Below are 26,265 nucleotides of genomic sequence, written 5' to 3'. Positions count from 1 at the left end.
GTCGATGAACCTGCCGGTTCGGTTCAGGCCGGTTCGACGCGGAATACCGCGATCCGATGCGCCGCCGCGGCGATCCCGTCCGGCGTGGCGGCCTCGGCCAGACCGGTGGTCACGAAGCGGTTGCCGACACTCGCCGGACTGGACTCGACCAATTCGCGCAACAGCGGACGACGTTCATCGACCGACACCTCGACCAGGCGGGCGGTCGAGGACTTGCGTCCCCGAGTCAACGTGACGGTATCCGCGGCCCGCGCGTTCGCCACCCACGCCGCCTTCGGGAACGCCTGGAAGATGTAGCGGCCGTCGCCCAGCTTGTTCACGGCGATCGGGAACGTGCGCGGCTGCCCGGTCCGGCGCCCCGGGACGGTGAGCAGCTGCATCGGCCCGAAAGCCACTCCCCTGCGCTGCAATCCGACGATGACCTTGTTGATCGTGTTGGTCAGCCGACGGTAACTGTCTGCGTTCATGGCATGGAACCCTTCTCCAAAAGTATCGCATCCGTAAACTACGATTTCAGTATCATATCAAACTCATACAATATTGGAGCTGGTCGGGGGTTGGCATACAAGAGGCCGGCTTCGGTGCGGTGACCGCCACGGAGTAAACCCGGCACGGCTCGCGTTGTAGCGCTTGTCACCACAGCGATCACAACGAGGTGGATCGCGGTCCACCGCATGAAGGGAACAAGCGCCGCATGAGCCTTCGCCAGTACGAGTACGCCCTGGCCGTCGCCGAAGCGGGCTCGGTGACGGCGGCGGCGGAGCTGCTGCACGTCGCGCAACCATCGATGTCCCAGCAGATCCGCGGCCTGGAGCGGGAACTCGGCGTGCAACTGTTCGACCGCACGCCGACCGGACTGGTACCCACCGCGGTCGGGCAAGCGTTCCTGCGCGAGGCGGAAATCGCGGTGAGCGCGTCGCGGCGGGCGCGGGCGACGGCGCGGGCCGGTGCCGACGAACTGGTCGGCGAACTGGTGGTCGCGGCGCAGCTCGGCTTCGGCACGCGGCAGCTGCCACGCGCGCTCGGCGCGTTACATCGCCGCTTCCCGCGGCTGGAGGTGACCGTCTTCGAGGAGCCCAGCTCCGCCGAGCTGGACCGGCTATGCCGTCGGGGCGTGCTCGACCTCGCGCTGATGGCGGAGTGCGAGCGAACCCCCGCCGACGCCCACCACCTCGGCGACGAGGAGTTCGTCGTGGTGCTGGGCGCCGCGCACCGGCTGCTCGCCGCGGACCGGGTCGAGCTGCGCGAACTGGCAGGCGAGCCGTGGGTGCGGTTCGACCGCGACAGCGCGCTCGACCGAGTGCTGTTGAATGTGTTGCGGGACAACGAGTTGACCCCGACCACGGCGGCCCGGGTCTCCCAGACGGCAACGGCCGCACGCTGGGCCGCCCAAGGGCTGGGGGTGACCCTCATCCCGTCCTCCGCGGTGCCCGCCGGTTACGAGCACCTCGTGCGGCCGGTATCCCCGATGGTGTCCCAGCCCGTCATCGCCGTGGTCCGGTCCAGTGGCGGCGCGGCGGCGGCCCTGCTCGAACAGTTGCGTCAAGAGAGTTGGTCCAGGTCCTTCGCACCGGTCTCCTGACCCGCCGCTAGAAGACGCTGCCGCCCGCGTCGACGTGGATCGTGGTGCCGGTGATGTAGCTGGCCCGCGGCGAAGCGAGGAAATAGATCGCCTCGGCGATCTCGGATGAGTCGGCCGTGCGCTCGAGCCCCAGCTCCTTGGCCACGCCCTCGTTGCCCGCCGGGCCCCATTCGGCCAGCACGCCTTCGGTGCGGGTCGGACCGGGAGCGACACTGTTGACCCGGACCCCGCCGCCGTTGAATTCCGTTGCCCAGGTGCGGGTCAGCGAGGTCAGCGCGGCTTTGGACGCGCTGTAGACCGAGGCGGCGGGGAAGCCCTTGAACGCCGCCAGCGAGGTGACGTTGACGATGCTGCCCGCGCCCTGTTCGAGCATGTGCGGCACGAGCGCGGCGACCAGGAAGTAGGCGCCGCGCACGTTGGTGTCGAAGACGCGTTGGTACTCCCGCTCGCTCTGGTCCACGGTGAGTGCGGTCGGGAACGCGCCCGCGTTGTTGACGAGGATGTCGACCGGGCCGCTCTGGCGGGCCAATTCGGCGACCGAGTCCAGGTCGGCCAGGTCGGCCGGGACGAATCGGACCGCGCCGTCCGCCTGCGCGGCGTGTTCAGCGTCCTTGCCGCGCTTGGTATCTCGGCCGCTGATGATGACCTCAGCGCCCGCATGGGCCAGCAATCGAGCGGTTGCCAGCCCGATGCCGGACGTGCCGCCGGTGACCAATGCCGTCTTGCCCTGCAATTCCATGATCTGCGACCTCTCGTAATGTCTTGTCCGCCTAGGGAATAGCCGTCAGCCGCGGGGGAATTCGCCGCCGTCCAGGAAGAGATTGCTGCCGGTCAGCCAGCTCGCCCGGTCGGACGCGAGGAACAGCACCGCGTTGGCGATGTCGTCGGGCTGACCGTCGCGCCCCAGCGGCACTGCGCTGCTCGCGCTTGACCCCGCAGTGTCGTCCGCGCTCGGCGCCGCAGTGTCGTCCGCACTGATGCGCGCCCACAGCTCCCGGGTTTCTTCGCCGCCGGGGGTGGCGGTTCTGCCGGGAGACACGGCATTGACCCGAATTCCGAAGGGCGCCAACTCCAAAGCCAATCCCCGGCTGTAGGTCTGCAGCGCCGCCTTCGCCGCCACGTAGTGCAGGAACGGTGGCGCCGCGGCGGGCACCGCAGCCGAGGAGATGTGCACGATCATCCCCGAACGCCGTTCCCGCATCCCCGGTACCAGCAGCGAGTCCAGCCGCACCGACGCAAGGAAATTCAGGTCCAACGCCTCCTGCCACACCTCGTCCGGGATGGCCGCGGAACCCTCGTACGGCTGCGCCCCACCCGCGTTGTGGACCAGCACATCCACCCCGCCGAGCACCTCCTGCGCCGCCGCGGCCAGCGCCTCCGCGCCCGCCCGCGTCCGCACGTCGGCCGCCACAAACGTGGCCCCGTCCGGTACCGAGCTGGTCGCCGACCTGGCGGTCGTGATCACCTCGGCACCCGCGTCCAAAAGCTGACGCACGATGGCCGCGCCGATTCCGCGAGTACCACCTGTGACCAGTGCCCGCTTTCCCGCGAATTCGCGGGTTCCCGAGCCGTTCTCGATCGTGGTCATGCCACCGGTCCTCTCGATTGCGTATTTGCCGCTCGACGGAAAGGATTGACACCTTGTCGAGCTGTTTCACGGTACGTCCGGAAAAGGACGAGAGGCAAAGACCAAAAGACAGTGGATGCCATAGGAACTTCCTATGCACCCAAGAACTTCCGGCCGTGACCGGCCAGTTGACCGATAGTAGAGATTTTCAACCAACAAGTAGATTTTCTCTACTTCCACGAGCTACGATGGCGGTATGCGGACCTACGACCAATACTGTTCGATCGCCAGGGCGCTCGATGTCGTAGGAGATCGATGGACGCTGCTGATCGTGCGGGAGCTGCTGATACAGGGCTCGTGCCGGTTCACCGACCTGAAGAACGGGCTGCCTGGCATCGCCACCAATCTGTTGTCGACGCGGCTGCGCGAACTCGAGCAGGCCGAACTGATCAGCCGTGACGATGCGCCGCCGCCCGTCGCGACCAGCCTTTACCGGCTCACCGAAGCCGGACTGGCGCTGGAGCCCACGCTGAAAGCGTTGGGGCTGTGGGGACTTCGTCAGATGACCGAGGTGCGGCCCGAGGACGCCTTCCGGGCCCAATGGCTCGCGTACGCGCCGGCGTGGTTCGTCACCGACGTCGACCCGGCGGCGGCACCGGTGATCATTCAGCTCAGCTCGTCCGGTGTCCACGCTGTCCTCGAAGTCGGTGCGGGACGGATCAATTCACGCACCGGTGTGGCCGTCGATCCCGATCTTGTCCTGGACGGTCCCCCGCACGCCGTGCTCGGGCTGCTCACCGGCGTGATCGATATCGAGCAAGCCACTCAGTTCGGGTTGACCACCCAAGGCCGCCGCGACGTGCTCACCAGGCTCCGGCCCGTCGGGCCGGAAACGAGAAGAGAACAGCCATGAAAGAAATGCGGATTCCGGCCCAGTACGCGACCGGGGTATCTCGGATCAACATCGAGCAGGCGCTCATCGCCGCAGGAAAAGACCTCGACCGACTGGAGCCCGCCGATCTCGCGTTACTCGAGGATTTCCACAGCGGCGGGCGTCTCGCGACCTATCAGCTCGTGGAACTCGTCGACCTGACGCCGGAGACCGAGGTACTCGACGCGGGCACCGGCATCGGGGGCACCGCCCGGTATCTCGCTGCTCGCTTCGGCTGCCGGGTCACCGGCGTCGATATGGTCGGGGAATACTGCGACACCGCGCGTTGGCTCAATCATCTTGTCGGCCTGGACGATCGGATAGCCGTCCGCCAGGGCGACGTCACGGAACTTCCTTTCGCCGACGCGTCCTTCCAGGTGGTCTTCAGCCAGCACGTTCAGATGAACGTGCCCGACAAAGACCGCCTGTATCGCGAAGCACGCAGAGTCACCGCGCTCGGCGGTCGGCTCGCCGTGTGGGACATCGTCGCCGGTGACGGCAGGGCGCTGGACTATCCGCTGCCCTGGGCGGAAGCGCCCGAGCACACGCACCTGGCCACCCCGACCGCGTTACGCACCGCGATCGAATCCGCCTGCTACACAGTCGAACACTGGGCAGACCTCACCGAGATGACCGTGACGACGATGCGCACTGTCCTGGCAATGCCGCCAAGTCCCCTTGGACTGCACGCATTCGTCCCCAACTTCCGCGAACGTGCCGAGCACCTCACCGAGGCGCTGGCCGACGGCCGCCTGCGGGCCGTGCAAGCAGTCGCCAGGGCAAGTTGACGATGCCTGCGTCAGACGTTGACCCCGTAGTCGCGGGCGATGCCACCCAGCCCTGAGGCATAGCCCTGCCCGACCGCACGGAACTTCCACTCGTTGCCGTGGCGGTAGAGCTCACCGAAGACCATCGCGGTCTCGGTGGAGGCGTCCTCGGTCAGGTCGTAGCGGGTCAACTCGGCACCGGTGGCGCGGTCGACGACACGGATGTAGGCGTTGCGGACCTGCCCGAAGGACTGCTGCCTGGTATCGGCTTCGTGGATCGACACGGGGAAGAAGATGTTGGTGATCGTCGGCGGGGTCGCGGCGAGATCGACGTTGATGACCTCGTCGTCGCCCTCGCCTTCGCCGGTGAGGTTGTCGCCGGTGTGCTCGATCGAGCCCTCCGGGGAGCGCAGATTGTTGTAGAACACGAAGTGCCCGTCCGAGAGCACTTTTCGGTCCGGTCCGGTCGCCAGGGCGCTGGCATCGAGATCGAAGTCGGCGCCCGTCGTGCCGCGCGCGTCCCAGCCCAGACCAACGGCGACCGCCGTCAGATTCGGGGCCTGCTTGGACAGCGATACGTTGCCGCCCTTGGCCAGCGTCACACTCATCGCGGTTTCCTTCCTATCGACGGCAAACGATTTCCAAGGCCACCCGTCCAACTGGAACGACGACCTCGGCATCGACAGTAGCGCGTCCAGAGCCACCCGATCCTGTCCCGCCAACGGTGGTCCGGCGGAGGGCTTCAGAATGGTCACGCCAGATATCGGGGTCGGCGGCTTGGCGACCGACGTGGTAGCGGTGATCGGCGGATCCAGCGCGGCCGAGTTCTCGCCGACGCTGTCGAGTTGATCGGCGATCGTGGTGATGCGCCGCTGTAGTTCGATCAGCTCGAGCATCGCGCGGCTCAGTCGCATTCCCGTGCGCTCGGCCGCGTTGGCGGCGCGCATCGCGTCCTCATGGGCGCCTGCCATGGCGGCACGTAGTCGCGCGGCCAACGGGGTGTGTGTGGAGGCGGCGCGCATCCTCGGCTCCCCCTCACCGGTTGTCACTCTTCGACAGTACCGCCAACCCGCATAGCGGCCCCACATCCTTACGCATTTCAGCTATGACCACCGATTCCGCTCGGCGCAGGCCTATTTGAACAAGCCGATCGCGCGCGCGATGACCAACGCGATGGTCAGCAGCGAGACCGCCGACTGCACCATCATGATCATCTTGGCCCGGATCGTGTAGGGCATGACGTCGGTGGGACTGAACGACGTCGCGTTGGTGTAGGCGAGATACAGGTAGTCGGCGAAGCTGGGCGTCCACTCCACCAGCGTGGGATCCAGGTCGGCCTGCTGCGGAAACACGAAGTCTCGATGGCAGACCGCGGCACGGGAACCGAGCGGCCCACCCCGGTCGAGCTGCCAGTACCACAGGCTGAACACGATCACATTGGTTGCCCAGATCGCGGCACCGGAGATCAGCAGAATGAACGCGTCTTCCTGCTTGCCCTGCGCGATGTCGATGACGAGCCGGATAGCCGACCACCCGTTGGTCACCGTGATCATCGCGGTGAGCAGCACCATCATCCGGCGCAGCCACCGGGTCGGGCGGGCCCGCCCCCGCGGATCGGCGACCACCAGTCCACCGAGCAGCACGAGCTCGAGACCGGGCACCAGCCGATGCCCCGGCGTGAAACTGTTCGGCAGGCACAGTTGCAGCGCGACGGCGACCACCACCGCGGCCGCCACCGGCCAGCGCGAATGCACGATCCGCGTCAAGGTCTGAGACGGTTGCTGTTCCTCGGCGAGATCGAGCAGCCGCTCGGATTTACGCAACTGCTCCTGCAACTGCCGCAGCGCCTGCCGCGCCGTCGCCTTTGCCGGGTCCGGCGAGCCGGATCGATCCGGGTTCTCCACGCTTTACCTCCGCTGCGCAGCGCCGCCTTCGGCCGCTGCTGATCCACATCAATTACCTTGCGGCTCAGGCAGATACGGCAGCAGCACGTGGGCGAGGTTGCTCACGGTCAGCGACTGCAGCCATACCCGGCCGGGACCGGTGAGGGCGGCAAGGAACAGACCGTCACCGCCGAACAGAATGTTTCGGACGCCGCGCAGCACGGTGATGTCGAATCCGACTGTGGCATCGAACATTCCGACGTGCCCCGGATGCACTCGCAACGTCTCCCCCGGCGCGAGGGTGTACTGGAAGACCTCACCGGATAGCTCGGCCCACGCGTAGCCGGACCCGCTGAGTCGTTGCAGCGTGAATCCGGTGCCCCCGAAGATGCCCGCGCCGAGGCGGCGCTGGAAGGTCAGCGCGATCCGTACATCGCCGGTGCCGCACAGGAATCCGTGCCGATGCACCAGGTACTCACTCCCGGGGCCCAGGGTGACCGGAATGATCTGCCCCGGCAGTTTCGCCGCGAACGCCACTCGCCCCGGGCTCTTCGCCGCGGTGTATTCGGTGAGAAACCACCCGGCACCCGCGGCGGCCCGCTTGACGGCACCGAGCAGCCCGCCCGCGGTTACCCGGCTGGAGGTACGCAGCCGTATCGATTCGGTCATCCACGACAACTGCCCGGCCTCGGCGATCAGATTGTCCCCGGGGGCCAAGGTCACCTCGAGTACCGGCATCACCGTGCCGAGAATCCTGGCGTCCAACGTCCCTCCCCTTGGCTAGGGATCACATGCGCTTGCCGCACAAGAACTTTCGGCTCGCGCACCCAGGTAGCGATCCGACGCACGAGGCTGTCGGCCGACCGGATATCCGTCACTTTCAACGCTACGCCTTGCCGAACCCGCATCGGAACAGCAGTTTCCTCGGCTCGGCGTTCACAGGAAGTGGATCACCGAGGCCAGACCGAATGCCAGACTGTATACCGCGAACGGCAGCAGCGAGTTCGACTTGAAGTAGCGCTCCAGGAACCGGACGGCGATGTAGGCGGCGACGCCTGCGACGATCGATCCGACCAGCACCTGCCCGAGGATGCCGTTGCCCTGCGGGCCGGCCAGGGTCGGCAGCTTCAGCACACCCGCGGCCAGGATGACCGGGGTCGCCAGCAGGAACGCGAATTTCGCCGCGTCCTCGTGGTCCAGGCCGCGCAGCAGGCCGCCGACCATCGTCATGCCCGAACGGCTGATGCCCGCGAAGAGTGCGCCGGTCTGGGAGGCACCGATGATCAACGCGTCCTTGGTGGTCAGGTCCGCCAGCTGGACGTTGTCATCGGAGTCGAGGTAGCCCTGCGAGATCGCCTCGGCGCGGGCCTCGGACTCGGCGAAGCGCCTGCCGTATTCGGCCAGCGTCGGCTGGCTGCGGCGGCGCAGCACCTCACCCGCGATGAGTACGACACCGTTCAGTGTCAGGAACAGCCCGGCCGCCAGCGGTTTCGCGAACAATGTCCGCAACGGATGCTCCAGCAGCAACCCGAGGATCCCGACGGGCACCGTGGCGACGATGACCAACCACGCCAGCCGCTGACTGGAGGTCTCGATCCGGCGCGTGCGCAGCGTGGTGAGGAAGCCGACGATGATGCCGACCCAATCTCGCCAATAGAACACCAGCAGGGCGATCGCGGTCGCGACATGCAACCCGACAACGAACGCCAGATACGGCGTGCCGTTATCGGAATCGCCCTGGGTGACCAGATCGCTCCAGGATCCACCCAGCCACGCGGGCACCAGCACCGAATGGCCCAGGCTGGAGATCGGGAACAGTTCAGTTATGCCTTGGAGTGCGCCGATCACGACGGCTTGGGTATAGGTGAGCATCGGTGACAGCTTCCCACGTGGTCGCGCCGGACGCCGCGCAAGGTAGCGCTGCGATCGGTCATCGCGGTTCGACCGCGCCGAACACGGACACCAACAGCCGGTAATCCGTTGGTGCCGTGCGATTCTCGGCAGACTTCAGGCGGATGAGGTGAGCAGTGCGCGCCCCGTCATGAGCAGGGTGTGCAGCAATTCAGGGTTGTCGAGCGCTTCCGGTGAGGTCCCGGTAGGCGACCTACTCGATCGCGACCGCCGTGCGGCAGGCTCGGCTGACCAGCACGCCGAGTAGGTAGGATCCGTCAAGCCGAGCCGAAACCGGCGTCCGCACAGAGGTGCCGCCCGGGCCGAGGAGGATAGCCAGCGAACGACATTCGCAGCGAGCAGGTGAGGTGACGACTGGATGGCGCGTCGAAATGACACCGAAGTTGAAAGTCTTGCCAGCTGCGGAAACATGATCCGCAGATTCCTTGTTCGCCGATGTCAATGACTACGTTTCCGATCCTCAGCTACGGGCCGAGGCCGGTGGACTGGACGACGAACAACTACGCCGACGCGCGGTCGCAACCTACGACCGACTGTTCGGAGCCGAAGACCCCTGAGGAAGGCATCAAAGGACTACTCCTTCGAACGAGTGAGGTGGACGAATGGACGCGAACCAAGGACTGCGCTTCGACGTCGTAGCTTCCAGCCTCGCGCACTTCGGTGACGCTGAGACCCGCCTGGCGGACTCGGGATATCGGGTCGTACGCGTCCGCGGTCAGCACATGGCCACTACATCGAAGCTGTTTGCCGAGTTCGCGGGTGCATTCCGGTTCCCCGCGTATTTCGGACAGAATTGGGCTGCCTTCGATGAGTGCATGACCGATCTCGACGAATGGCTTCCGCCAGGTCGGCAGGGATACGCCCTGGCGGTGTGGAATGCCGATGCCGTCTTGGTGAAAGAGAAGGCGGCGTTGGCAATCCTCATCAAAAGTCTGGATTTCATTCAGGAGGAGTTGGCAGAACCCTCAGGGCTGGTTTCCACCGGAACGGGTGTTGCCTCGCCTACCCCGAGAGGGTTCCGGGCAGTGCTTCATTGCGAACCCGACGCACGTAACCGACTGGCCGACAGGTGGACTCGCGCCGGAGCCCAGCTCAACCCCATCGTCTAGCTCCGCCGGGCAAGCGGGTTGAATGTGGCCGGATGTCCGTTGGGATTTTGTTGCGTCGAGGAGAGTCGTGACAATGGGGGGATGGTCGAAATCGTGCTGGTCCGGGGGGATATCACCGAGCAGGATGTGGATGCGGTGGTTAATGCGGCGAATTCGTCGTTGCTCGGTGGCGGGGGTGTTGACGGGGCCATTCATCGTAAGGGGGGGCCTGCGATCTTGGACGCGTGCCGTGACCTGCGGGCGTCGCATTATGGGAAGGGGCTGGCGACCGGGCAGGCCGTTGCGACGACAGGTGGGAAGCTGGCCGCGCGCTGGGTGATTCACACCGTGGGGCCGGTGTGGTCGGCGCAGGACGATCGATCGGAGTTGCTGGCCTCTTGCTATCGCGAATCACTGCGGGTGGCAGACGAATTGGGTGCCCAGACGGTGGCGTTCCCGGCCATCTCCACCGGCATCTTCGGCTGGCCGATGGATGACGGTGCCCGCATCGCGATCGGGACGGTGCGAGCGGCCGACACCGCGGTGCGGGAGGTGCGTTTCGTCCTGTTCAGCTCAGACGCCTACGACTCCTTCGTCGCGGCAGTCTGATTGCGGCACTGTCGATCACCGCACGGATCCGCAGTGCGCATTCCTAGGTTTGCCCGGGCCGGATCGCGAGCAGCGCCGACGTGCCTTGCGGTGCGGCGGAGTTCATTTCGTCGATCAGGATCGTCGGTTCACCTTTCGGCGCCACCGACGTCATTCTGACGAACGCCGGGAGCCTGGCGAGGGCCCACAGCAGCGAAGCGAGTACCGGGACGGGAAGACGGGCGAGTACGGCCATCGGGCTGGGCGTGAGTCGGTTTCCCAATCGCCGCACCAGGTTCAGTCCTTCGCGCAGGGCGCGAGCCAGTGCTATCGCTTCGCTTCGGCGCACACCCCGGCCACTCTGGTGTGCACTGAGTCCGGTCAGCACCAGCGGCACGACGAGGGCAGCGTGGGTACGCAGCCAACTCTGCATATCGGGGTGTACGGCCGAGCGAATCCCGGCGTCGGAGAAGACAATTGCCCAGCGCTCAGTCGAGACGGGGGCAGGTATGCCTCGACGGAGAATGGTCGACGACAGTCGACCATTCTCGAGGCTGGCCGCTATCGCCGGAAAACCGAACACCACACGCTGTGCGCCCACGGTGTCGCGGAAGCGGTCGAGAGACCGAAATGTATTGAACATGAACATGACAGCGTGCGCGGCGCTGTCGGCGAGGCGCGGCAGCAGCGCGTCGACGTCCGAAACGAGCACCGTGACCAGCACGAGATCCCATGCGGTAGTCGCGTCCAACTCATCGGCGACATGCACGGCGGCTTGTTCACCGGTGGTCGTGACGATTGCCTCGTCGCGGCGCAGCTGCCGCAGTCGAGTGCCGCGAGCGATGACGGTGACGTCGTGGCCTGCACGGGAGAGCTGAAAGGCGAAGGTACTGCCGATTCCGCCGGGACCGATGACAGCGATGCGCAGGCCAGGCTTGTCGACAGATGGGGACATCCTTGTTTTCTACTCTTCCATCGCAGGCTCTGCCCGACAACGGCTCATTTGACACGATTGCTGTGTGGCCGAGAGGTTTTCAGCGCCTCGCTGAGGGCGCCGCATCGACTCCGAGCTCGGCCCTCCCAGTGCCAGTCTCCGGCGACCAGCCTCGCCGCAGCACTCTGCCCTGGCGGATCGTGGCCGCGCGACCGGCCGGGTCGGACAATGCGCTCGGATCCGCGAGCGGGTCGCGGTCGAGTAGCAACGCGTCGGCGACCGAACCCGCGGTGATCGTCCCGGTGTAGCCGGGCATCGCGATCCGTTCCGCGGCGTGCCGGGTCGCCGTGACGATGATCTCGGCGGGTGACAACCCGGCCTTGGCGAACAGTTGCAATTCCCGCCGCAACGCCAACGGCGGCGACGGTAGCGTCAGCGCGATGTCGCTGCCCGCAACGATTTTCACCCCTGCCGCGTGCATGATCGGCAGTGTTCGCATCCCGTACCGGAAACGCGTCATGGATTCCTCCGCCGGGTGGTGCGGGAACGGTCGCCCGAATCCCGGCCGCGCCGCCACCGCCCGCGCCTGAACTTCGTCGATAATTCCGTCGACAAGAAGTTCCTGCAGGTAACCGGTGTCGCCGCCGTGCCCGAGCTGCTCCCAGGTCACCAGGGTCGGACAGTAGTAGGTTCCGGAACTCGCCAGCAGATCGGCGAGCTTCCCGGCTTCGGTGAGCTCGTCGTCTCCCGACGGCAAGGGTGCGTGTTCGACACAGTCCGCCCCGGCCGCCACCGCGTCTTCGATGTCGGCGTGCGTGCGAATGTGCACGAGCGCTTTCTTTCCCGCCTCGTGCGCGGCCTCGACCATGACGTGCAAGGCGCGGCGGGACAGTTTGTCGGGAGCCCCAGGCTCGCCGTCGTAGATGAATTTGACGAAGTCGACGTCCGCGGCCAGCTCGAGTACTAGCTGACGGCCCTGGTCGGGATCGCTGACCTGAACGGCCATGGCCGGGTTGCCGTGTGCCTGAAGCGGCCAGCCCTCGACCCCGGTGAACACCGGACCGGCGTAGCAGAGTTTCGCCGTCTCGCCCGGATCGGCTTGCGTCCGCACAGCGCGGTCGATGTCCAGCGATCCGCCCAAGTCGACGACCGTCGTGATCCCTGCCGCCAGGAAATCGGCCAGTGCCCGGATGACGAAGGGAACCTGCTCCGGTTCCGGCAGGGAGGCCGCGTAACCGGCCAAATGCGTGTGGCTTTCCCACAATCCGGGGATCAGGTACCCACCACCGCCGTCGATGACCTCGCCATCGGTCGGCGCCGCGTTCGGCGCACTGGGCCGGACCTCGGTGAACCGTTCGCCGGCGACGACGACCTCCGCGTTTTCGATCGGCGCTGCGCCGGTTCCGTCGATGACTGTCACGTTCCGAATGATCATGCGAGCAAAGTACATCGGATCCGATATTAAATCTAGATCGGATCCGATGTATCTTGGACGGCATGACGGATTGGCACCCCGAAGCGGCACCCGCCCAGCTGATCAACCATGCGGCTCGGCTCTTCGCCCTGCTCCACGACAGTCGCCTGCGCGCACTCGGCATCACGGCAGGCCAGATCCCTGTCCTCGGCACGCTGGCCGACGGATCCGCCCTGACCCAAAAGGAACTGGCCACGCGATCCAGCGCCGGGCAGCCCGCCATGGCCGAACTGCTGGCCCGCATGCAACGCGATGGCTTGATCGAGCGCACACCGCATCCGAACGATCGGCGCAGTAGCCTGGTCGCGCTCACCGACCGGGCGCTGTCGCTACTGCCCGAGGCCAGGAACGTGTTGTCACAAGGGCACTCGGACGCACTCACCGGCTTCGACGAGAGCGAGATTCAGCACCTCGCGGCTCTGTTGACGCGGTTGATCGCCAACTTGGAGCAGGCGGTGTCATCGACCGGTGACAACCGCACGGGCAGCACGCCGACGGAGGAATCCGACTCGAACTGACCCCGCCACTCCGATCCGTAGCACCAGGCTGGTTCGGCGAAATCAGTTGGATGACACCTGAATTGGGGGCACATGGCTACAGGGCGGGCCGGATAGGCTAGGCCCGGTTCCGGCGGAGCGACTCATCATAGGGGTGCTCATCGAACTCGTCTTCAGTGTTCCCACACCCCTTTCCAGATGGAGATCTCATGCGGTACATCAGTTGCCTCACGGCTGTCGTGGCCGCTGCCGCGCTGAGCATGAGCGTGTCGGCATGCGGCGGTTCCTCGAACCAGGCAGCCACCTCGACGACATCTGCGGCGACCACTTCGGTGACAACCACATCGGCCACCCAGTATCCGTACGCCCTGACGACCGTGAACTGCGGCCCCGCCAAGTCCGGTCTGGACCTCAAGGCGATCACGACCAAAGGGGCCACGAGTGAAGGAATGAACGCGGCGTGTGTGACGGCGATGGCTGTCGCCGATGCCTATCAAAACGCCCCCAAGAAACCTGGCGACACCTTCGTCCAGGTAACCGCGAACAGCACGGCGTGGGCATGCGACCAGCGGCAGGGCAATCCCAATCCGTACATCGAGTGCATGAACCAGCAGGACACGCGGGAAAGGCTGCAGTTGGCCTCGTAACAGCAGGCTTCGGCGTGGCATGGGCCGAATCAGGCACTGACACAGAAGTTATGCAGCTGCCGGTATAACGAACAGTCATGCGCCCCTTGATCATCTTGCACGGTGCCTGGCTACAACCGGCCCACTACGATGAGATCGCCCAGCACCTGCGCCGCGACGGCATCGATGTCACGGTGCCGGACCTGGCCGGGCATTCGCTCGCCGAGAGCACCCGGCTTGTCCAGGACCTCGTTGATCAGGCGGCCGAGGCGCCGGTGGTACTGGCCCACTCCTTCGGCGGTGTCATCGCGACGGGCCTGAAGGGCATCTCGCATCTGCTGTATCTGTCGAGCTTCGTCTTCGACATCGGCGAGAACGCTCAGCAGTGGATCGAGCGGATCGAAAAGGAGACCGGCCGCCAAGGCGCCCCGCTGCCACTCACCGTCGACGACGCGGGCCTGACCCGGCTGGACCCGGCCGGCGCCCGCGACGGCCTATTCGCCGACTGCACAACCGAAGTCGCGGACCGAGCGATAGATCTCCTACGCCCCGAACCCTTTTCGATCTTCGTATCCGCACCCGCACATGCGGCGTGGAAGGACACCCCGTCGACCTACATCGCGGCGACTGAGGACCGGGCGATCCTGCCCGAGATGGTCGCCTACTTCACTCAACGCTGCGGCACCACCGTGGCCTGGCCGAGCGGTCACTGCCCGTTCCTGAGCCGACCCGCCGACGTCGTGACCCTGGTTCGCGATCATCTCTGACCGGTGAATCACCTTGCGGGGCCGGGGTATTCGTCGGATCATCAGCTGGTGAGAACAGATGGCGAGGCCACCGCATCGGTGGACCTGTCGTGGCTGCGGCGACCGCGCAGCGTAATCGTCGTGGCGCAACTGCTGGTCAGCTTGCCGATGGTGGTGCTGACGGCCCTGCTGCTGGGGTGGCTCGACCGAATGTTGGGGTGGCCGCAGTGGATTCTGCCGGTGGCCTGGCTGATCTGGTGTGTCATCGCCCGCTACCGGCCGGTCCGGGTCCGGTTCGTATCGCGGATACGCGCACCGACAGCCGAGGAAGCCGCGCAGCTGACTCCGGCGTGGGCCTCGGTCGCACGTGCGGGCGGGGTGCCCAGCGCGAAGTATCCGTTGATGCTGCAGGACAACCCATTACGAACGGGCCTGGTAATCCGCCCGCGGGCGATCATGGTGGTGAACGCGACGGCGCTGACCGAACCGCCGAGCACCCTGTCCGCTTTGTACGCGCATGGACTGGGCCTGCGGCTGATCGGCCCGTCGTACGCGCAGCGACTGGCGGGCCTGTATCGCAGGCCCGCCGCATTCGTGCTGGGGATCCCCGGGGCGGTGGTCTCGCTGGTGGTGATCGCGGGCTTGGCAGCCTTCGCGCTCGCTCGGGGCAGGACCGACGTCAAGGGCGATATGCCAAGGGGGGTCCGTCCAGCCATGGAGATCGTGGTGTACGTGGCCATCGCCGCAGTGGTGCTGCCGGTGTTCGGTGTGCCGGGTGCCGTGGCGGCCGTGGTGTTCTCCTTCCTGGATTCCTACGGGAAGGAGTACCTGGGGCTGTACCGCGCGACCGTCGCCGACCGCGTCGCGGTCTGCCTCGGCTACGGATGGGCACTGTACGACTACCTGGCAGCCCACCCTGACCAGGACCGCTTCCGACGCTCCCTGCCCTGGACCCGCGGGCGCCTCTGGTACCTGGAGCAGCGAATGTCATCCCAGGAAATCGATTGACAAACCGACATCAAGTTGCGAGATCGCCGCGCGCACAGCGGAAACCAAACAAGCAGGACACCGGTACGTCACGTCACCGCGAGCGGACCTGGTCGCCGTCTCTTCAGCTTGCTGATCAGCCGACGCTGTTCCCGGAGTCCGGCCACCGCCAACGCCGGTTTGACCGCGGCGGCGAAGGCGTAGAAGAGGATGTGATTCAGGCCCGCTTCGAGGTAGGGGTCCAGCCAGCGCTCGACGTCGGCGGCGGTGCCGGACGGCATCAGGGCGCGCACCAACTCGGGTGTGACGTGCTTGCGGTATTCGGCGAAGCGCTCGCCTTCGAAGACGGCGGGATCCACGTGCGAATAGCCAGGGTTGTCCGCGCCGAGCGGATGCGTCGCTCCGGCCGCGGTCCAGCTCGCTCCCGGCATGACCAGTGCCATGGCCTGGATGAAGGGCGCGCGGCACAGTTCGTCGAGGACACGCTGGTCGGGTGCCAGTAGCGGGGCCAGCAGCACGCTGCGATGCAAGGTTTCCGGGTCGCGCCCGGAGTCCTTGGCACCGCGCGCGAAGTGGGTCGCGGCGGTGTGCCAGGAGATGGTGGTGTCGTTGAGGATGAACATCCAGCCGTCGCCGTGCTGCCCGGCGATCCGGCACGCGCGTGGGCCTTGCGCGGCCACCCATACCGGCGGAGTCGTGCCGTTGAGCGGCGGCAGCCCGAATCTGGCGTCACGCCAATCGTGAAAGGGCCCTTTGTGAGTGAGCAGTTCGTCAGGGGCCGACCACGCGGCGCGCAACGCGGTCAACGCGTCGGCCAGCCGCCCGGCGCGCGGCTCGAGCGTCAGTCCGTAGGGGACGGTGTTCTCGTATTCGCCCGACCCGATCCCCAGCACGACCTTGCCGCGCGACAGATGATGCAACGACATCCACGCCCGGGCCAGATCGGCCGGACTGCGCCGGACCACATCGGTGACCGCGACCCCCATCACCGGCCCGCGCGGACGCGCCCAACGGGCCAGCGCGACTGCCGGATCCAGGTACGCGTCCAGCGAGGAAACGAAGCGCGCCATCGGCGAGAACCGAACGTTCCACGCGGCAGCGGGAAACGCCGACTTGGTGTGGTCGGAAAACCACACATCATCGACCCCGAGCACACTCGCGGTCCGCATGTTCATCTTGATCGCCCACACGGGAGCAACAGGCTCGATCAAGGACCCGACCCGCACCCGATCATCCCGCGGCCGAACCTTGTACGGACTTTCACGCCGGTCCATAGCCACCCCCGAGAGGAATCCTGTTTCGATTTATAGCAAGAAGCTAGGACTCCCGGCCCCGAAACGAGCGAACATGATGCCGGGTCGACTTGTCCGCCTCTGGGTGCACGACAGGGGAGATTTCCGCCACGACCCGTTGGGACGCAGAGGAATTCATGAGAAAGCGCCATGATGGATGAGGGCGACACAGAACTTCTTACGCTGATGGGCGAGCGTTCCGGATCCTTGTCGCCAGCATGATCATGGTTGATCGACGATGCGGAACACGGCGATGCGGTGCGCGGCGGCGGCGATGGTCTCCGGGCTCGGGTCATCGACCAGGCCGGTGGTGACGAGCAGGCGGCCCAGTCGGGGCGGGCCGTTGGTGACGTGATCGCGCAGTAGTGTCCGGCGCTCTTCGACGGGCAGGTCGATCAAACGCACGATGGTCGAACGGCGGCCTCGGCTGAGCGTAACCGTTTGGGCGGCACGAACATTCGCCACCCAAGCGGCTTTGCGATAGGCCTGGAGAATGTATCGCTCACCGGCGATCGGCCATACGGCCACGGGCACCGTTCGTGGTCGGCCGCTGTGTCGTCCGGTCGCTGTGAGCAGATACATCGGCCCCATCGCGATGCCCACCTTCTGCAAGACAGCGATGAGTCGGTTGAACCGGTTGATTCTGCGGCGGTATCGCTGCGGGTCCATGACGTCTTCCTCGGGTGCCGTTATTGTGATACGAACATATCACTTCCCTGGTATGGACGTAACATCAAAGGTCGACACGGAAGGAAGGTGGCGGATCTCTTGCCACGGTTGGTCGATCACGAGCAGCGGCGACGCCAGATCACCGATGCCACACGCCGCGTCATCGTCAGCGGTGGCATGGGTGCGGTGACCTTTCAAACCGTCGCCGTCGAGGCCGGGTTCTCGGTGCGGCTGGTGCAGTACTACTTCGGCACCAAGCACGAGTTCCTGCTGGCAACCCACCGCTCGGTGATGGAAGATGCCGGCGCGCGCTTCCTACGGCAGTGGAACGCACTGGGTTCCGACGCCACCCCCAGGGAGGCAATCCGCGCAGTGCTGATGGAACTGCTCCCTCTCGACGACCAGCGCCATGAAGAAACGCTCGTGCTCGGCGCCTTCGGCTGGGCGAACATCACCGGGCAGGGCATCAACGCCGAGGAAACCAACGTCGCACCAAGAGCTGTGGTCACCCTTGTCACCGATCAACTCCGACGCGCCCAGCTCCCGGACGAATCGAGCTCGGCCGAACACGCATTGGACGCCCTACTCGTCGTCGCGGCAACCGGCGGAATCGCCCAAGGCATGCTGCAAGGCTTCAGCACCGCGGAATCAGCGACCGCCCTCATCGATCATCTACTCGACCGTGTACTGGGACCCGACAGCAAACACTAGAACGGTCCCGGGGACGGACGCACGACGATTCCGGTCCCAGGGCAGAATGCCGACATGATCACCGATGATGCCGTCTACCTCGACGGACAGCTGTGCCCCGAGCTCCGGGCGACAGGTTCCGACGGCAACCATAAGACGCCAGGGGCATTCGCGTGGATCGGTGTGCGGGATCTCGATGACGACGATCTCACCCAACTGCACCAAGCGGTGGGCCTGGATCCGATCCTGCTGTCCAAGGCTCATCGAGACCTGCAACGGCCAGGCTTGGCAGTCCACGGCGAGACCGTCGTCATCGCGTTGACCACAGGGCATTTCAACCCCGAAGACACCTCCATCGACGTAGCCGATGTATTGCTCGCCGTAGGACGGGATTTCCTGGTGACCGTCGGCACCGACCTCACTCCCCCACCCACGCCGGGAACCCACACCGACCTCGCCGACGGGCCGCTCGCCGCATTTCGCGTCGTCCTCGACTACATCATCGACGGCTACCTGACCCTGCTCGACCACCTCGACCGCGAGATCAAACAGGTTGAGGCCGAGGTCTTTTCCACTGGTCGGGCAAACCCGGTCGAACAGATCTACCGCCTACGACGCCTGCTGATGGAATGCGAGCAAACCACGGCCCCACTCGTCGACGAGCCCCTCGAACGCTTGGTCCGCCGTCGCCTGCCCGCCTGGATCGCCGACGATCCGTACAGCGCCAACATCGGCGAGCAAGCACTACACGAAATCGACCGTCACTTCCGCTACATCGACAACCGCGTCCGCGCCCGCCGCGAACTACTCGACGGCGTCCTCAACGCCAACCTCACCCAGGTCGGCATCCGCCAGAACGAAGACATGCGCAAGATCTCCGCCTGGGTCGCCACCGCCGCCGCCCCCACCCTGGTCGCCGGTATCTACGGCATGAATTTCGAAGGCATGCCCGAACTTTCGTGGACCTACGGCTACCCTGCCGCCCTCGCGCTGATGATCACCCTCGCCACCCTGGTGCATATCCTGTTCCGCCGCAAAGGATGGCTCTGACCTCACCCGGCGGTGCCGAGGACGTCGAGGGCGGCGGCGACGATGCTGTCGGTGTCGAGGCCGTGGTAGCGATACACCTCGTCGAGGGATCCGACCTGCCCATAGCGCGTCACACCGAGATCGATGTGATGCACCCGGTTGATCCCGGACAGGAAAGACAACGTGTGCGGGTGGCCGTCCAGGACGGTCACCATCGGTGTGGCCCGACTTGCCGGGAACAGCTGATCCAGGATCCAGCTGTCGCCGTGGCCGCGACCTTGCCTGGCCTGCATCGCCTCGAAGAGCAACCCGGGGCTGGTGACGCAGACGACGTCGGCCACCACGCCGGCCGAATCGAGACGCTCGGCGACCGCCGCCGCCTCGGTCACGACGGCACCCATCGCAACGATGGTCACCACCGCACCGTCGCGTCGGCGCAGCGGATACCCTCCCGCGACAACCTGTTTGCGACGGCGTTCCCTTGCGGCGGGATCGGCGGGCACCTCGGCGAGTTGCTGGTCGACCGGTCTGGTCGACAGCCGCAGATACGCCGAGGTTCCGTCCGGTCGGCCCAGCCGCGCGATGCTGGCCAGCAGGGTCCATTCCACATCGATGGCGAACGCGGGCTCATAGCAGATCAGGCCGGGGGTCTCGATTCCGATCGACGGCGTCGTAATCGATTGGTGGGCACCGCCTTCGGCGGCGAGGGTGACACCGGACGGGGTCCCGATCAGAATGGACTGACCGCCCGCGTAGATGCCGTAGGTCCACGGCTCCAGCGCGCGTTCGACGAACGGGTCGTAGAGCACGCCGATCGGGAACAGCGGCTGCCCCCACCTGCTCCAGGTCGCGCCGAGTTCGCTGATGAGTCCGACCAGATTCGTTTCGGCGATACCGAGTTCCATGTGCTGGCCGGTGGGCTGCTCGTGCCACCGCATCAGCGTTTCGGCGTCGTCGGCGAACCAGTCGTGCCGCTCGGCGGTCGACCAGACGCCGACCTTGTTGATCCAGCCCGCCAGATTCGTGGTGGAGCTGACGTCGGGGCTGACGGTGATCACGCGCCGTGCCAGTTCCGGGGCCGCGCGGGTCAGATCGAGCAGCGTGCGGCCCAGGGCCGCCTGGGTGGTGGTGGTACCTTTCGGCGTGCGGCCGAAATCCCCTGACACAGTGGGTGGTTCGGCCGGGCGGACGGGGTCGCGACGCAGCCGCGCTGCGGTATCCGCGCACAGCCGGGCGGCGGGGCTGTCGTCGGCGAGCCGTTCCCACGGTTGCTGCGGATCCCGGCCCAGCTCCGCGGCCAGGGACTCGTACTCGGCCACCGACAGCAGCGACGAATGGTTCTGCGGGTGGCCCTGCGTCGGCAGGCCATAGCCTTTGATGGTGTAGGCGATGATCACCGTCGGGCGGGTGTCATCGATCTGCGCATAGGCATCGATCAATGCCTGCATGTCATGCCCGCCGAGGTTGCGAATCGCGGCTAACAGCGTCGAATCATCCAGTCCGGCAATCAATTCCGCCAATTGCGCGTGGTCGGCACCGGTACCGGGCAGCCTGCGCCGGAGCTCGTCGGCATCGCAGCGCAGCAGCCGTTGATACTCGGGGTTGGGCATCTCCAGGACCCGGGTGCGCAATGCCGGACCGCCCGGCCGGGTGAACAACGATTCCAGCAGATGCCCGAACTTGGCGGTGAGCACCTGCCAGCCCGCCGCGGCGAACATCGCCTCCAGCCGGCCCGCCGCGATATTGGGCACCACCCGGTCCAGGGACTGGCGGTTCAGATCGACGATCCACACGATCTCACCGAGTTCGGCGTTGCCGGGATCGACGATGGCCTCCCACACCGCGCCTTCGTCCAGTTCCGCGTCGCCGACCAGGGAGTACTGCCGACCGCTGCCGGTATCGACATCCAGCGCGGAGTTGAGATAGCGGCGGGCGATCGCGCCCCAGATCGGGGCCGTCGCACCGATCCCGACCGATCCGGTGGAGTAGTCGACCGGATCGGGGTCCTTGGATCGGCTGGGATAGGACTGCAGGCCGCCGAATTGCCGCAGGGTGGTCAGGTACGACTCGTCCAATTCGCCGAGCAGATAGTTGATGGCATGCAGGACCGGCGAGGCGTGCGGTTTGACCGAGACCCGGTCGCCGGATCGCAAGGCGGTAAACCACAGCGAGGTCATAATCGTGGTCATCGACGCACACGACGCCTGGTGACCGCCAACCTTCAGTCCGGAAGGGTTCGGCCGCACCCGGTTTGCGTGATGAATCATCGCCACTGCCAGCCAGCGCGTGCGGCGCTCGATCTCCGACAGGGCGCCGAGATCGACTGCGGCAGCGCTGTGCTGGTAGTTCGGCGCGGTGAGGTCGGTCATCGGCTTGCTCCTCGAAGGGAATCCGGGTGGTCGGATGCGTCCGTGCCTGGTTCGGCCATCGATCGAACGACGGCGTTGCACTCGATCTTGCCATTCGCCGTCCGCTCGCCTCGCCGGAATTCCGGGGGCGTGGCGGCACGCGGGACCATCCTGACCCGCTACCACCAGCGTTTCTGCTACCGTCGATACCTAGCACATCTAGGTATCGGAGTCCGATGCATATCGACAAAGACTTGGTAGCCGCGGCCGCAACGCCGCTGGTGCTCGGGATACTCGCCGACGGCGAGTCCTATGGTTACGCGATCCTCAAACGGGTCAACGAGCTGTCCGGCGGGCGCATGCAATGGACCGACGGGATGCTCTATCCACTGCTGCACCGGCTGGAACGGCTGGGACACGTGACGTCGACCTGGCAATCCGCCGACACCGGGCGGCGGCGCAAACATTATGCGATCACCGATTCGGGCCGGGCCGCGCTCGCGGAACGCCGCACCCAATGGGCCGTCGTGGCCGACGCACTCGGGCAGGTCTGGCGCAGCATCGAGCAGCCGCCGACCGCGGCGAAGGGATGGGCGTGATGGGTACCGATGCCGAACTGGAGTCGCAGATCGGGCAGTGGCGCGGCTACGTCCAGCGTCATCATGCTATCTCGGCCGCCGACGTCGAAGAAATGGAAGACCATCTGCGCGAACAGGTTTCGGATCTGACCGCCGTCGGGCTCGCCGCCGACGAGGCGTTCCTGGTCGCGGTCAAACGGATGGGCAGCGTGGATTCGATCTCCCGCGAGTTCGCCCGCGAACATTCCGATCGGCTGTGGAAACAGCTGGTACTGCTGCCCGCTGAACCCGAAGACGGGGGTGTCCGCCCCAAGCGTGAGTTGATCGTCGTGCTTGCCCTGGCCGTCGTCGCGGCGCTGACGTTGAAGCTCGGCCTCGCGGTACTCGACGGCGCCGCGGTGGCGCGCAATGCCGGTCTGTTCGTATTGCCGTTCCTCGCTGCGTATTTCGCGTGGAAGCGACAGGTGACGCCGCGCGTCGCCGCCGCGTTGCTGGTTCCGTTCGCACTCGCCGCCATCGTGCTGAACGTCTTTCCCTTCGACCCGGAGGGATCGACCGAGATCATCGCCGCGATCCACGCACCGATCGCGTTGTGGTTCGTCGTCGGCCTCGCCTACGTCGGCGGGGACTGGCGATCCGACCGGCGCCGAATGGATTTCATCCGATTCACCGGCGAATGGATCGTCTACCTCACCCTGCTCGCCTTCGGCGGCGGCGTGCTGATGGGACTGACGGTCAATGCGTTCCGCACGCTCGGCCTGGATATCGAATGGGTCATCGGAGACTGGGTGGCGCCGTTCGGCGTCGCGGGTGCGGTGATCGTCGCGGCCTGGCTGGTCGAGGCCAAGCAGAACGTGGTGGAGAACATCGCCCCGGTACTCACGCGCGTGTTCACCCCGCTCACCGTCGTGATGCTGCTCGCGCTGCTGGTGGCGTTCGCGGCCAACCGCAGCGTCATCGACATCGACCGCGAGCTGCTGATTCTGATGGACCTGATTCTCGTGGTAGTGCTCGGATTGCTGTTGTACGCGATTTCCGCGCGCGATCCGCAGGTGCCGCCCGACACCTTCGACCGGCTGCAACTGCTCCTGATCATCAGCGCCCTCGCTGTCGATATGGTGATGCTGGCCGCAATGGCCTCACGTATCGCGGAATTCGGCTTCACCCCGAACAAGGCGGTGGCGCTCGGCATGAACCTGGTGCTGCTGGTGAATCTGGCGTGGTCGGTGCGGCTCGGCTTCGGATTCGTCCGTGGCCGGCGCGGATTCGCCGAGGTCGAACGCTGGCAAACCCAGTATCTGCCGGTCTACGGCGCGTGGGCCGCGGCCGTAATCGTCGTGCTCCCACCGATTTTCGACTTCGCTTGACAGCGACCTATGGGGGCGGCTCGAGGAGCTCGGCCAGCGCGATGGTATCCTGCAGGTAGCGCTCGTACGGGAAGCCGGCGGCGAGCAGGGCGGTGCGTAGCTCGTCGGCAAGTGGCTTGCCGGTCCCGTGAAAAGCCTTGCGGCCCGCTTCGGTGGTCCTGACCAGTCGTCGTCGTTTGTGCTCGGGGTCGATCTCGATCTGCACGAATCCGGCTTCTTCCAGCGGGCGTAGAGCCCTGCTGATCGCCGGATCGGATACCGAAAGCGCTTGCGCCAGCTGATGCTGGGTCACCGGTTCGATCTCCTCCAACGTGCCGATCAGCCGTATCTGGCTATAAGTCAGCCCGCCGGTGTTGTCCACCCGCCGCCGAGTTGCTTCGCCGAGTAGGAACACCACGCGATGCAGCAGGTCTCCGAGTCCATCGTCCACCCGTCGAGCATAACCGAGTCTTACCCAGTTAAGATTGAACCTGGAACGCTCCGGCGCGGCTTCTCCCATTCGCTGGTATCGCGATCTCGATTGCCAAGGTCGATGTTCAGTTTCGCGGCGATTCGAGTCCTGGCTTCGACATGGTCAAGCCCTTCGGCCGGGTTGGGACCCACTACTTTTCGGTGCACGATACCCGAATCAGTCGGCTCCTCATGCTCTGCTGCATTTTCGCGGAATAGACGCGTGTCAACGCGGCAGTGGAATGAGGGCGAGCTGGCGCGTCTGCGCGATCACCGCCCCGGTGGCGTCCAGGACGAGCTGATCCTGGACGAACATCCGCTCGCCGACCTCGGGGGTTGTCGCGATGACCCGCAGCCAGCCGGGTGTTGGGCGGCGGTGCACATGAGTGGTGAGCTGGACGGTCGGTGCCCAGCCGAAACGTCCCAGATTCATCGACACCGGCGGGCTCATATCGCCGGCCATTATCGCGAAATACGTCGCCACCTCGGGATCCTGCTCATCGGCGGGACGCGGGCGGATCCACAGCCGTAGCTGGGGCTTGCCCTGCGCACCGTCGAGGAAGCGAGCCCAAATCGGATCGAGGGCCACCGCGGCGCCCGCGCTGAGGTGGGCGATGCGCATGGGCGAATCCGGGCCGTAGGCGACGGCGTCGGTGGTCGGTTCAACGGGCATATCGGTATGACTCTCGGGGACGTAGACCGGCGGCGCGTCATCGAGATGACCGAAGGTGAATGCGGTGTGCACCAGGGTGCGCCCACCCTGCACGAGATCCGCGTCGACCAGGCAGATCTGCCGTCCGGTCTTGCGGATGCGCACCTCGTACTCGACTTGGCCGGGCTCGGGCGCTCCGAGGAAATCGGTGCTGGCCGTCATAGGCGACATCGCCGCCGAATCCGGATGAGCGGTTCGCAACCCGCGGGTGGCGGCCGCAGCGCTGGTGGCGACCATGGTGCCGCCGTGCAGCTTCTTGCCGATGGTCCAGATCGCATCGATGAGGCCGCGATAACGAACGATGGTCGAATTGTCGGACGAAGGCATCGGATTATCCGAGGGCAGTTCGGTCAATGCGCACGCCCGGCCGAAGGGGGCGTCGCCGAGAGCGACCGGCTGCTGGGAGTCGATCGTCGATTCCGTCTCCGCCGCTGTTTCCGGACTTGGGACACGATCTCGGCCGTTCGCGATCATCAGGCGAAACCACCTCTCGTCATCAGTAGGGTTCTCCGGGACGACCGAGTCACAGGCATTTCTACTTTCCTAAGACCGCAGAAAGCATACCTATCAGTTTGCTTATCATCGGGATTGTCAGCCGGTTGCCGGTTGTTCTTGCGTCTGTGATGGCGCGTGCAGGAGAGGACAGTCGGATGAAGGATATTCTGGCCCCTGAGCTGGACGTGCTCTTCTGCGGTATAAACCCCGGTCTCTCGTCGGCAGCCGTCGGCTTACCCTTCGCGACGCGCAGCAGTCGATGGTGGCCCGCACTGCATCGGTCGGGCTTCACGCCGCGGGTGCTCGCGGCCGCCGAAGCCGACCAGCTACCGACCTGGGGACTTGGCTTGACGACGATGGTCCGTCGGCCAACCGCCAAGGCAGCGGAGCTTACTCGTGCGGAACTAGTCGCCGGAGCCGCCGAACTGACGAAACGCGTACACAATTGGCGGCCGCAATGGCTGGCCGTCCTTGGCGTCACCGCGTTCCGCGCCGGCTACGGACGACCAGAGGCCACCGTAGGGCCACAAGATCTCCGCATCGGGGAAACACAAGTATGGGTGGTCCCGAACCCCAGCGGCCTCAACGCGCACTATCCGCCCCAACAGCTCGCGGAAGAATTCGCACGGCTGCGCCGAGCCGCAGCTATACCCGATCGAAGGGGCGAACAGCCCGGAAACGACGAAAGCCCCCCAGCGTGAGCTGGGGGGCTTTCGTGAATGATGTTCCGGCGGTGTCCTACTCTCCCACACCCTGTCGAGTGCAGTACCATCGGCGCTGGCAGGCTTAGCTTCCGGGTTCGGAATGGGACCGGGCGTTTCCCTGCCGCTATGGCCGCCGTAACTCTATGAAACTATCCACACAAATTGTGTGTTGTTTCAGATACTGCACAGTGGACGCGTAGCTTCTTTGTTGGTAAGTCCTCGGCCGATTAGTACCAGTCACCTACACCCGTTACTGGGCTTCCAGTTCTGGCCTATCAACCCCATGGTCTGTGGGGGGCCTTAACCACTCGAAGGTGGTGAGAAACCTCATCTTGGAACAGGCTTCCCGC

Annotated in this window: 29 protein-coding genes and 2 rRNA genes; 15 read left to right on the top strand and 16 right to left on the bottom strand. The window is 65.7% G+C overall.

Features of this window, described 5'->3' with window-relative positions; all coding sequences use genetic code 11:
- Window positions 1-23: 23 nt before the first annotated feature.
- Window positions 24-467, bottom strand: coding sequence for a nitroreductase family deazaflavin-dependent oxidoreductase (locus ACFWF1_RS13805; RefSeq protein WP_379290081.1), 444 nt, complete (start codon window positions 465-467; stop codon window positions 24-26).
- 227 nt (window positions 468-694) lie between these two features.
- Here ACFWF1_RS13805 and ACFWF1_RS13800 point away from each other — a divergent pair, with 227 nt between their 5' ends.
- Window positions 695-1,582, top strand: coding sequence for a LysR family transcriptional regulator (locus ACFWF1_RS13800; RefSeq protein WP_379290080.1), 888 nt, complete (start codon window positions 695-697; stop codon window positions 1,580-1,582).
- Between the two features lie 7 nt (window positions 1,583-1,589).
- Here the strand turns inward: ACFWF1_RS13800 and ACFWF1_RS13795 are convergent, their stop codons facing one another.
- Together ACFWF1_RS13795 and ACFWF1_RS13790 are read right to left on the bottom strand one after the other, a co-directional pair.
- Window positions 1,590-2,321, bottom strand: a complete 732-nt coding sequence (locus ACFWF1_RS13795) for an SDR family NAD(P)-dependent oxidoreductase (protein WP_379290078.1) — start codon at window positions 2,319-2,321, stop codon at window positions 1,590-1,592.
- Between the two features lie 45 nt (window positions 2,322-2,366).
- The gene (locus tag ACFWF1_RS13790) at window positions 2,367-3,170 is read right to left on the bottom strand and encodes an oxidoreductase (RefSeq protein ID WP_379290077.1); all 804 of its coding nucleotides are present in this window, start codon (window positions 3,168-3,170) and stop codon (window positions 2,367-2,369) included.
- 235 nt (window positions 3,171-3,405) lie between these two features.
- On the opposite strand from ACFWF1_RS13790, the gene ACFWF1_RS13785 reads away from it, so the two are divergent.
- Together ACFWF1_RS13785 and ACFWF1_RS13780 are read left to right on the top strand one after the other, a co-directional pair.
- Window positions 3,406-4,062: a winged helix-turn-helix transcriptional regulator gene (locus tag ACFWF1_RS13785; RefSeq protein ID WP_379290075.1), complete on the top strand. Its 657-nt coding sequence runs from the start codon at window positions 3,406-3,408 to the stop codon at window positions 4,060-4,062.
- Window positions 4,059-4,868 (top strand): class I SAM-dependent methyltransferase, encoded by an 810-nt coding sequence (locus ACFWF1_RS13780; RefSeq protein ID WP_379290074.1) that lies wholly within the window; start codon window positions 4,059-4,061, stop codon window positions 4,866-4,868. Before ACFWF1_RS13785 ends, ACFWF1_RS13780 begins: the two co-directional genes overlap by 4 nt.
- A gap of 11 nt (window positions 4,869-4,879) precedes the next feature.
- Here the strand turns inward: ACFWF1_RS13780 and ACFWF1_RS13775 are convergent, their stop codons facing one another.
- From ACFWF1_RS13775 to ACFWF1_RS13760, 4 genes are all read right to left on the bottom strand, one after another.
- Window positions 4,880-5,455 carry a TerD family protein gene (locus ACFWF1_RS13775; protein ID WP_379290259.1) on the bottom strand — a complete coding sequence of 192 codons (576 nt, stop codon included), beginning with the start codon at window positions 5,453-5,455 and terminating at the stop codon, window positions 4,880-4,882.
- Window positions 5,456-5,980: 525 nt separating this feature from the next.
- Window positions 5,981-6,751: a hypothetical protein gene (locus ACFWF1_RS13770; protein WP_379290072.1), complete on the bottom strand. Its 771-nt coding sequence runs from the start codon at window positions 6,749-6,751 to the stop codon at window positions 5,981-5,983.
- 48 nt (window positions 6,752-6,799) lie between these two features.
- Complete coding sequence (locus ACFWF1_RS13765) at window positions 6,800-7,495, bottom strand: TIGR00266 family protein (protein WP_379290070.1); 696 nt, start codon at window positions 7,493-7,495, stop codon at window positions 6,800-6,802.
- A gap of 171 nt (window positions 7,496-7,666) precedes the next feature.
- Window positions 7,667-8,602, bottom strand: a complete 936-nt coding sequence (locus ACFWF1_RS13760; RefSeq protein ID WP_379290069.1) for an undecaprenyl-diphosphate phosphatase — start codon at window positions 8,600-8,602, stop codon at window positions 7,667-7,669.
- A 464-nt stretch (window positions 8,603-9,066) separates the two neighbouring features.
- Between ACFWF1_RS13760 and ACFWF1_RS13755 the strand changes: the two genes are divergently transcribed.
- The 3 genes from ACFWF1_RS13755 to ACFWF1_RS13745 all read left to right on the top strand — a co-directional run bounded on the left by ACFWF1_RS13755 (window position 9,067) and on the right by ACFWF1_RS13745 (window position 10,338).
- Entirely contained in the window at window positions 9,067-9,198 is a 132-nt protein-coding gene (locus ACFWF1_RS13755; protein WP_379290067.1) for a hypothetical protein, read from the top strand.
- A 45-nt stretch (window positions 9,199-9,243) separates the two neighbouring features.
- On the top strand, window positions 9,244-9,750 hold the full coding sequence (locus ACFWF1_RS13750; protein WP_379290066.1) for a barstar family protein: 507 nt from the start codon (window positions 9,244-9,246) through the stop codon (window positions 9,748-9,750).
- Between the two features lie 81 nt (window positions 9,751-9,831).
- On the top strand, window positions 9,832-10,338 hold the full coding sequence (locus tag ACFWF1_RS13745) for an O-acetyl-ADP-ribose deacetylase (protein WP_379290065.1): 507 nt from the start codon (window positions 9,832-9,834) through the stop codon (window positions 10,336-10,338).
- 43 nt (window positions 10,339-10,381) lie between these two features.
- On the opposite strand, the gene ACFWF1_RS13740 is transcribed toward ACFWF1_RS13745, so the two are convergent.
- Together ACFWF1_RS13740 and ACFWF1_RS13735 are read right to left on the bottom strand one after the other, a co-directional pair.
- Window positions 10,382-11,272, bottom strand: a complete 891-nt coding sequence (locus ACFWF1_RS13740) for a ketopantoate reductase family protein (protein WP_379290064.1) — start codon at window positions 11,270-11,272, stop codon at window positions 10,382-10,384.
- 79 nt (window positions 11,273-11,351) lie between these two features.
- Complete coding sequence (locus ACFWF1_RS13735) at window positions 11,352-12,686, bottom strand: amidohydrolase family protein (RefSeq protein WP_379290062.1); 1,335 nt, start codon at window positions 12,684-12,686, stop codon at window positions 11,352-11,354.
- 62 nt (window positions 12,687-12,748) lie between these two features.
- Between ACFWF1_RS13735 and ACFWF1_RS13730 the strand changes: the two genes are divergently transcribed.
- The 4 genes from ACFWF1_RS13730 (at window position 12,749) to ACFWF1_RS13715 (ending at window position 15,602) form a co-directional block, all read left to right on the top strand.
- A complete protein-coding gene (locus ACFWF1_RS13730; RefSeq protein WP_379290060.1) occupies window positions 12,749-13,243 on the top strand; it encodes a MarR family winged helix-turn-helix transcriptional regulator in 495 nt (164 codons plus the stop codon).
- 188 nt (window positions 13,244-13,431) lie between these two features.
- Window positions 13,432-13,869, top strand: a complete 438-nt coding sequence (locus ACFWF1_RS13725) for a hypothetical protein (protein WP_379290058.1) — start codon at window positions 13,432-13,434, stop codon at window positions 13,867-13,869.
- 77 nt (window positions 13,870-13,946) lie between these two features.
- Window positions 13,947-14,615 carry an alpha/beta fold hydrolase gene (locus ACFWF1_RS13720; RefSeq protein ID WP_379290056.1) on the top strand — a complete coding sequence of 223 codons (669 nt, stop codon included), beginning with the start codon at window positions 13,947-13,949 and terminating at the stop codon, window positions 14,613-14,615.
- Between the two features lie 48 nt (window positions 14,616-14,663).
- Window positions 14,664-15,602: a hypothetical protein gene (locus ACFWF1_RS13715; protein WP_379290054.1), complete on the top strand. Its 939-nt coding sequence runs from the start codon at window positions 14,664-14,666 to the stop codon at window positions 15,600-15,602.
- A gap of 68 nt (window positions 15,603-15,670) precedes the next feature.
- Here ACFWF1_RS13715 and ACFWF1_RS13710 read toward each other — a convergent pair whose 3' ends face one another.
- Together ACFWF1_RS13710 and ACFWF1_RS13705 are read right to left on the bottom strand one after the other, a co-directional pair.
- Window positions 15,671-16,756, bottom strand: a complete 1,086-nt coding sequence (locus tag ACFWF1_RS13710) for an LLM class flavin-dependent oxidoreductase (protein ID WP_379290052.1) — start codon at window positions 16,754-16,756, stop codon at window positions 15,671-15,673.
- A gap of 339 nt (window positions 16,757-17,095) precedes the next feature.
- Window positions 17,096-17,542: a nitroreductase/quinone reductase family protein gene (locus ACFWF1_RS13705; RefSeq protein ID WP_379290050.1), complete on the bottom strand. Its 447-nt coding sequence runs from the start codon at window positions 17,540-17,542 to the stop codon at window positions 17,096-17,098.
- A gap of 87 nt (window positions 17,543-17,629) precedes the next feature.
- Between ACFWF1_RS13705 and ACFWF1_RS13700 the strand changes: the two genes are divergently transcribed.
- Both ACFWF1_RS13700 and ACFWF1_RS13695 read left to right on the top strand, forming a co-directional pair.
- Entirely contained in the window at window positions 17,630-18,253 is a 624-nt protein-coding gene (locus tag ACFWF1_RS13700) for a TetR/AcrR family transcriptional regulator (RefSeq protein WP_379290048.1), read from the top strand.
- A gap of 54 nt (window positions 18,254-18,307) precedes the next feature.
- Complete coding sequence (locus ACFWF1_RS13695) at window positions 18,308-19,282, top strand: CorA family divalent cation transporter (RefSeq protein WP_379290046.1); 975 nt, start codon at window positions 18,308-18,310, stop codon at window positions 19,280-19,282.
- Window positions 19,283-19,284: 2 nt separating this feature from the next.
- On the opposite strand, the gene ACFWF1_RS13690 is transcribed toward ACFWF1_RS13695, so the two are convergent.
- Window positions 19,285-21,630: a pyruvate dehydrogenase gene (locus tag ACFWF1_RS13690; RefSeq protein ID WP_379290044.1), complete on the bottom strand. Its 2,346-nt coding sequence runs from the start codon at window positions 21,628-21,630 to the stop codon at window positions 19,285-19,287.
- A 215-nt stretch (window positions 21,631-21,845) separates the two neighbouring features.
- Between ACFWF1_RS13690 and ACFWF1_RS13685 the strand changes: the two genes are divergently transcribed.
- Window positions 21,846-22,208, top strand: a complete 363-nt coding sequence (locus ACFWF1_RS13685; protein ID WP_379290042.1) for a PadR family transcriptional regulator — start codon at window positions 21,846-21,848, stop codon at window positions 22,206-22,208.
- Window positions 22,208-23,554, top strand: coding sequence for a permease prefix domain 1-containing protein (locus tag ACFWF1_RS13680; RefSeq protein WP_379290040.1), 1,347 nt, complete (start codon window positions 22,208-22,210; stop codon window positions 23,552-23,554). Before ACFWF1_RS13685 ends, ACFWF1_RS13680 begins: the two co-directional genes overlap by 1 nt.
- 7 nt (window positions 23,555-23,561) lie before the next feature.
- Here ACFWF1_RS13680 and ACFWF1_RS13675 read toward each other — a convergent pair whose 3' ends face one another.
- Both ACFWF1_RS13675 and ACFWF1_RS13670 read right to left on the bottom strand, forming a co-directional pair.
- A complete protein-coding gene (locus tag ACFWF1_RS13675; protein ID WP_379290038.1) occupies window positions 23,562-23,984 on the bottom strand; it encodes a MarR family winged helix-turn-helix transcriptional regulator in 423 nt (140 codons plus the stop codon).
- Window positions 23,985-24,230: 246 nt separating this feature from the next.
- The gene (locus ACFWF1_RS13670; RefSeq protein WP_379290036.1) at window positions 24,231-25,043 is read right to left on the bottom strand and encodes a thioesterase family protein; all 813 of its coding nucleotides are present in this window, start codon (window positions 25,041-25,043) and stop codon (window positions 24,231-24,233) included.
- 323 nt (window positions 25,044-25,366) lie between these two features.
- Here ACFWF1_RS13670 and mug point away from each other — a divergent pair, with 323 nt between their 5' ends.
- Window positions 25,367-25,912 carry a G/U mismatch-specific DNA glycosylase gene (gene mug, locus ACFWF1_RS13665; RefSeq protein WP_379290034.1) on the top strand — a complete coding sequence of 182 codons (546 nt, stop codon included), beginning with the start codon at window positions 25,367-25,369 and terminating at the stop codon, window positions 25,910-25,912.
- Window positions 25,913-25,936: 24 nt separating this feature from the next.
- On the opposite strand, the gene rrf is transcribed toward mug, so the two are convergent.
- Window positions 25,937-26,053 (bottom strand): 5S ribosomal RNA (gene rrf / locus ACFWF1_RS13660).
- Window positions 26,054-26,122: 69 nt separating this feature from the next.
- Window positions 26,123-26,265, bottom strand: a 23S ribosomal RNA gene (locus ACFWF1_RS13655); the annotation flags it as partial.

Source organism: Nocardia sp. NPDC060255, from assembly GCF_042727395.1.
In the GTDB taxonomy this organism is placed as follows: Bacteria; Actinomycetota; Actinomycetes; order Mycobacteriales; family Mycobacteriaceae; genus Nocardia.
This window is presented reverse-complemented; position numbering and strand designations above follow the sequence as displayed.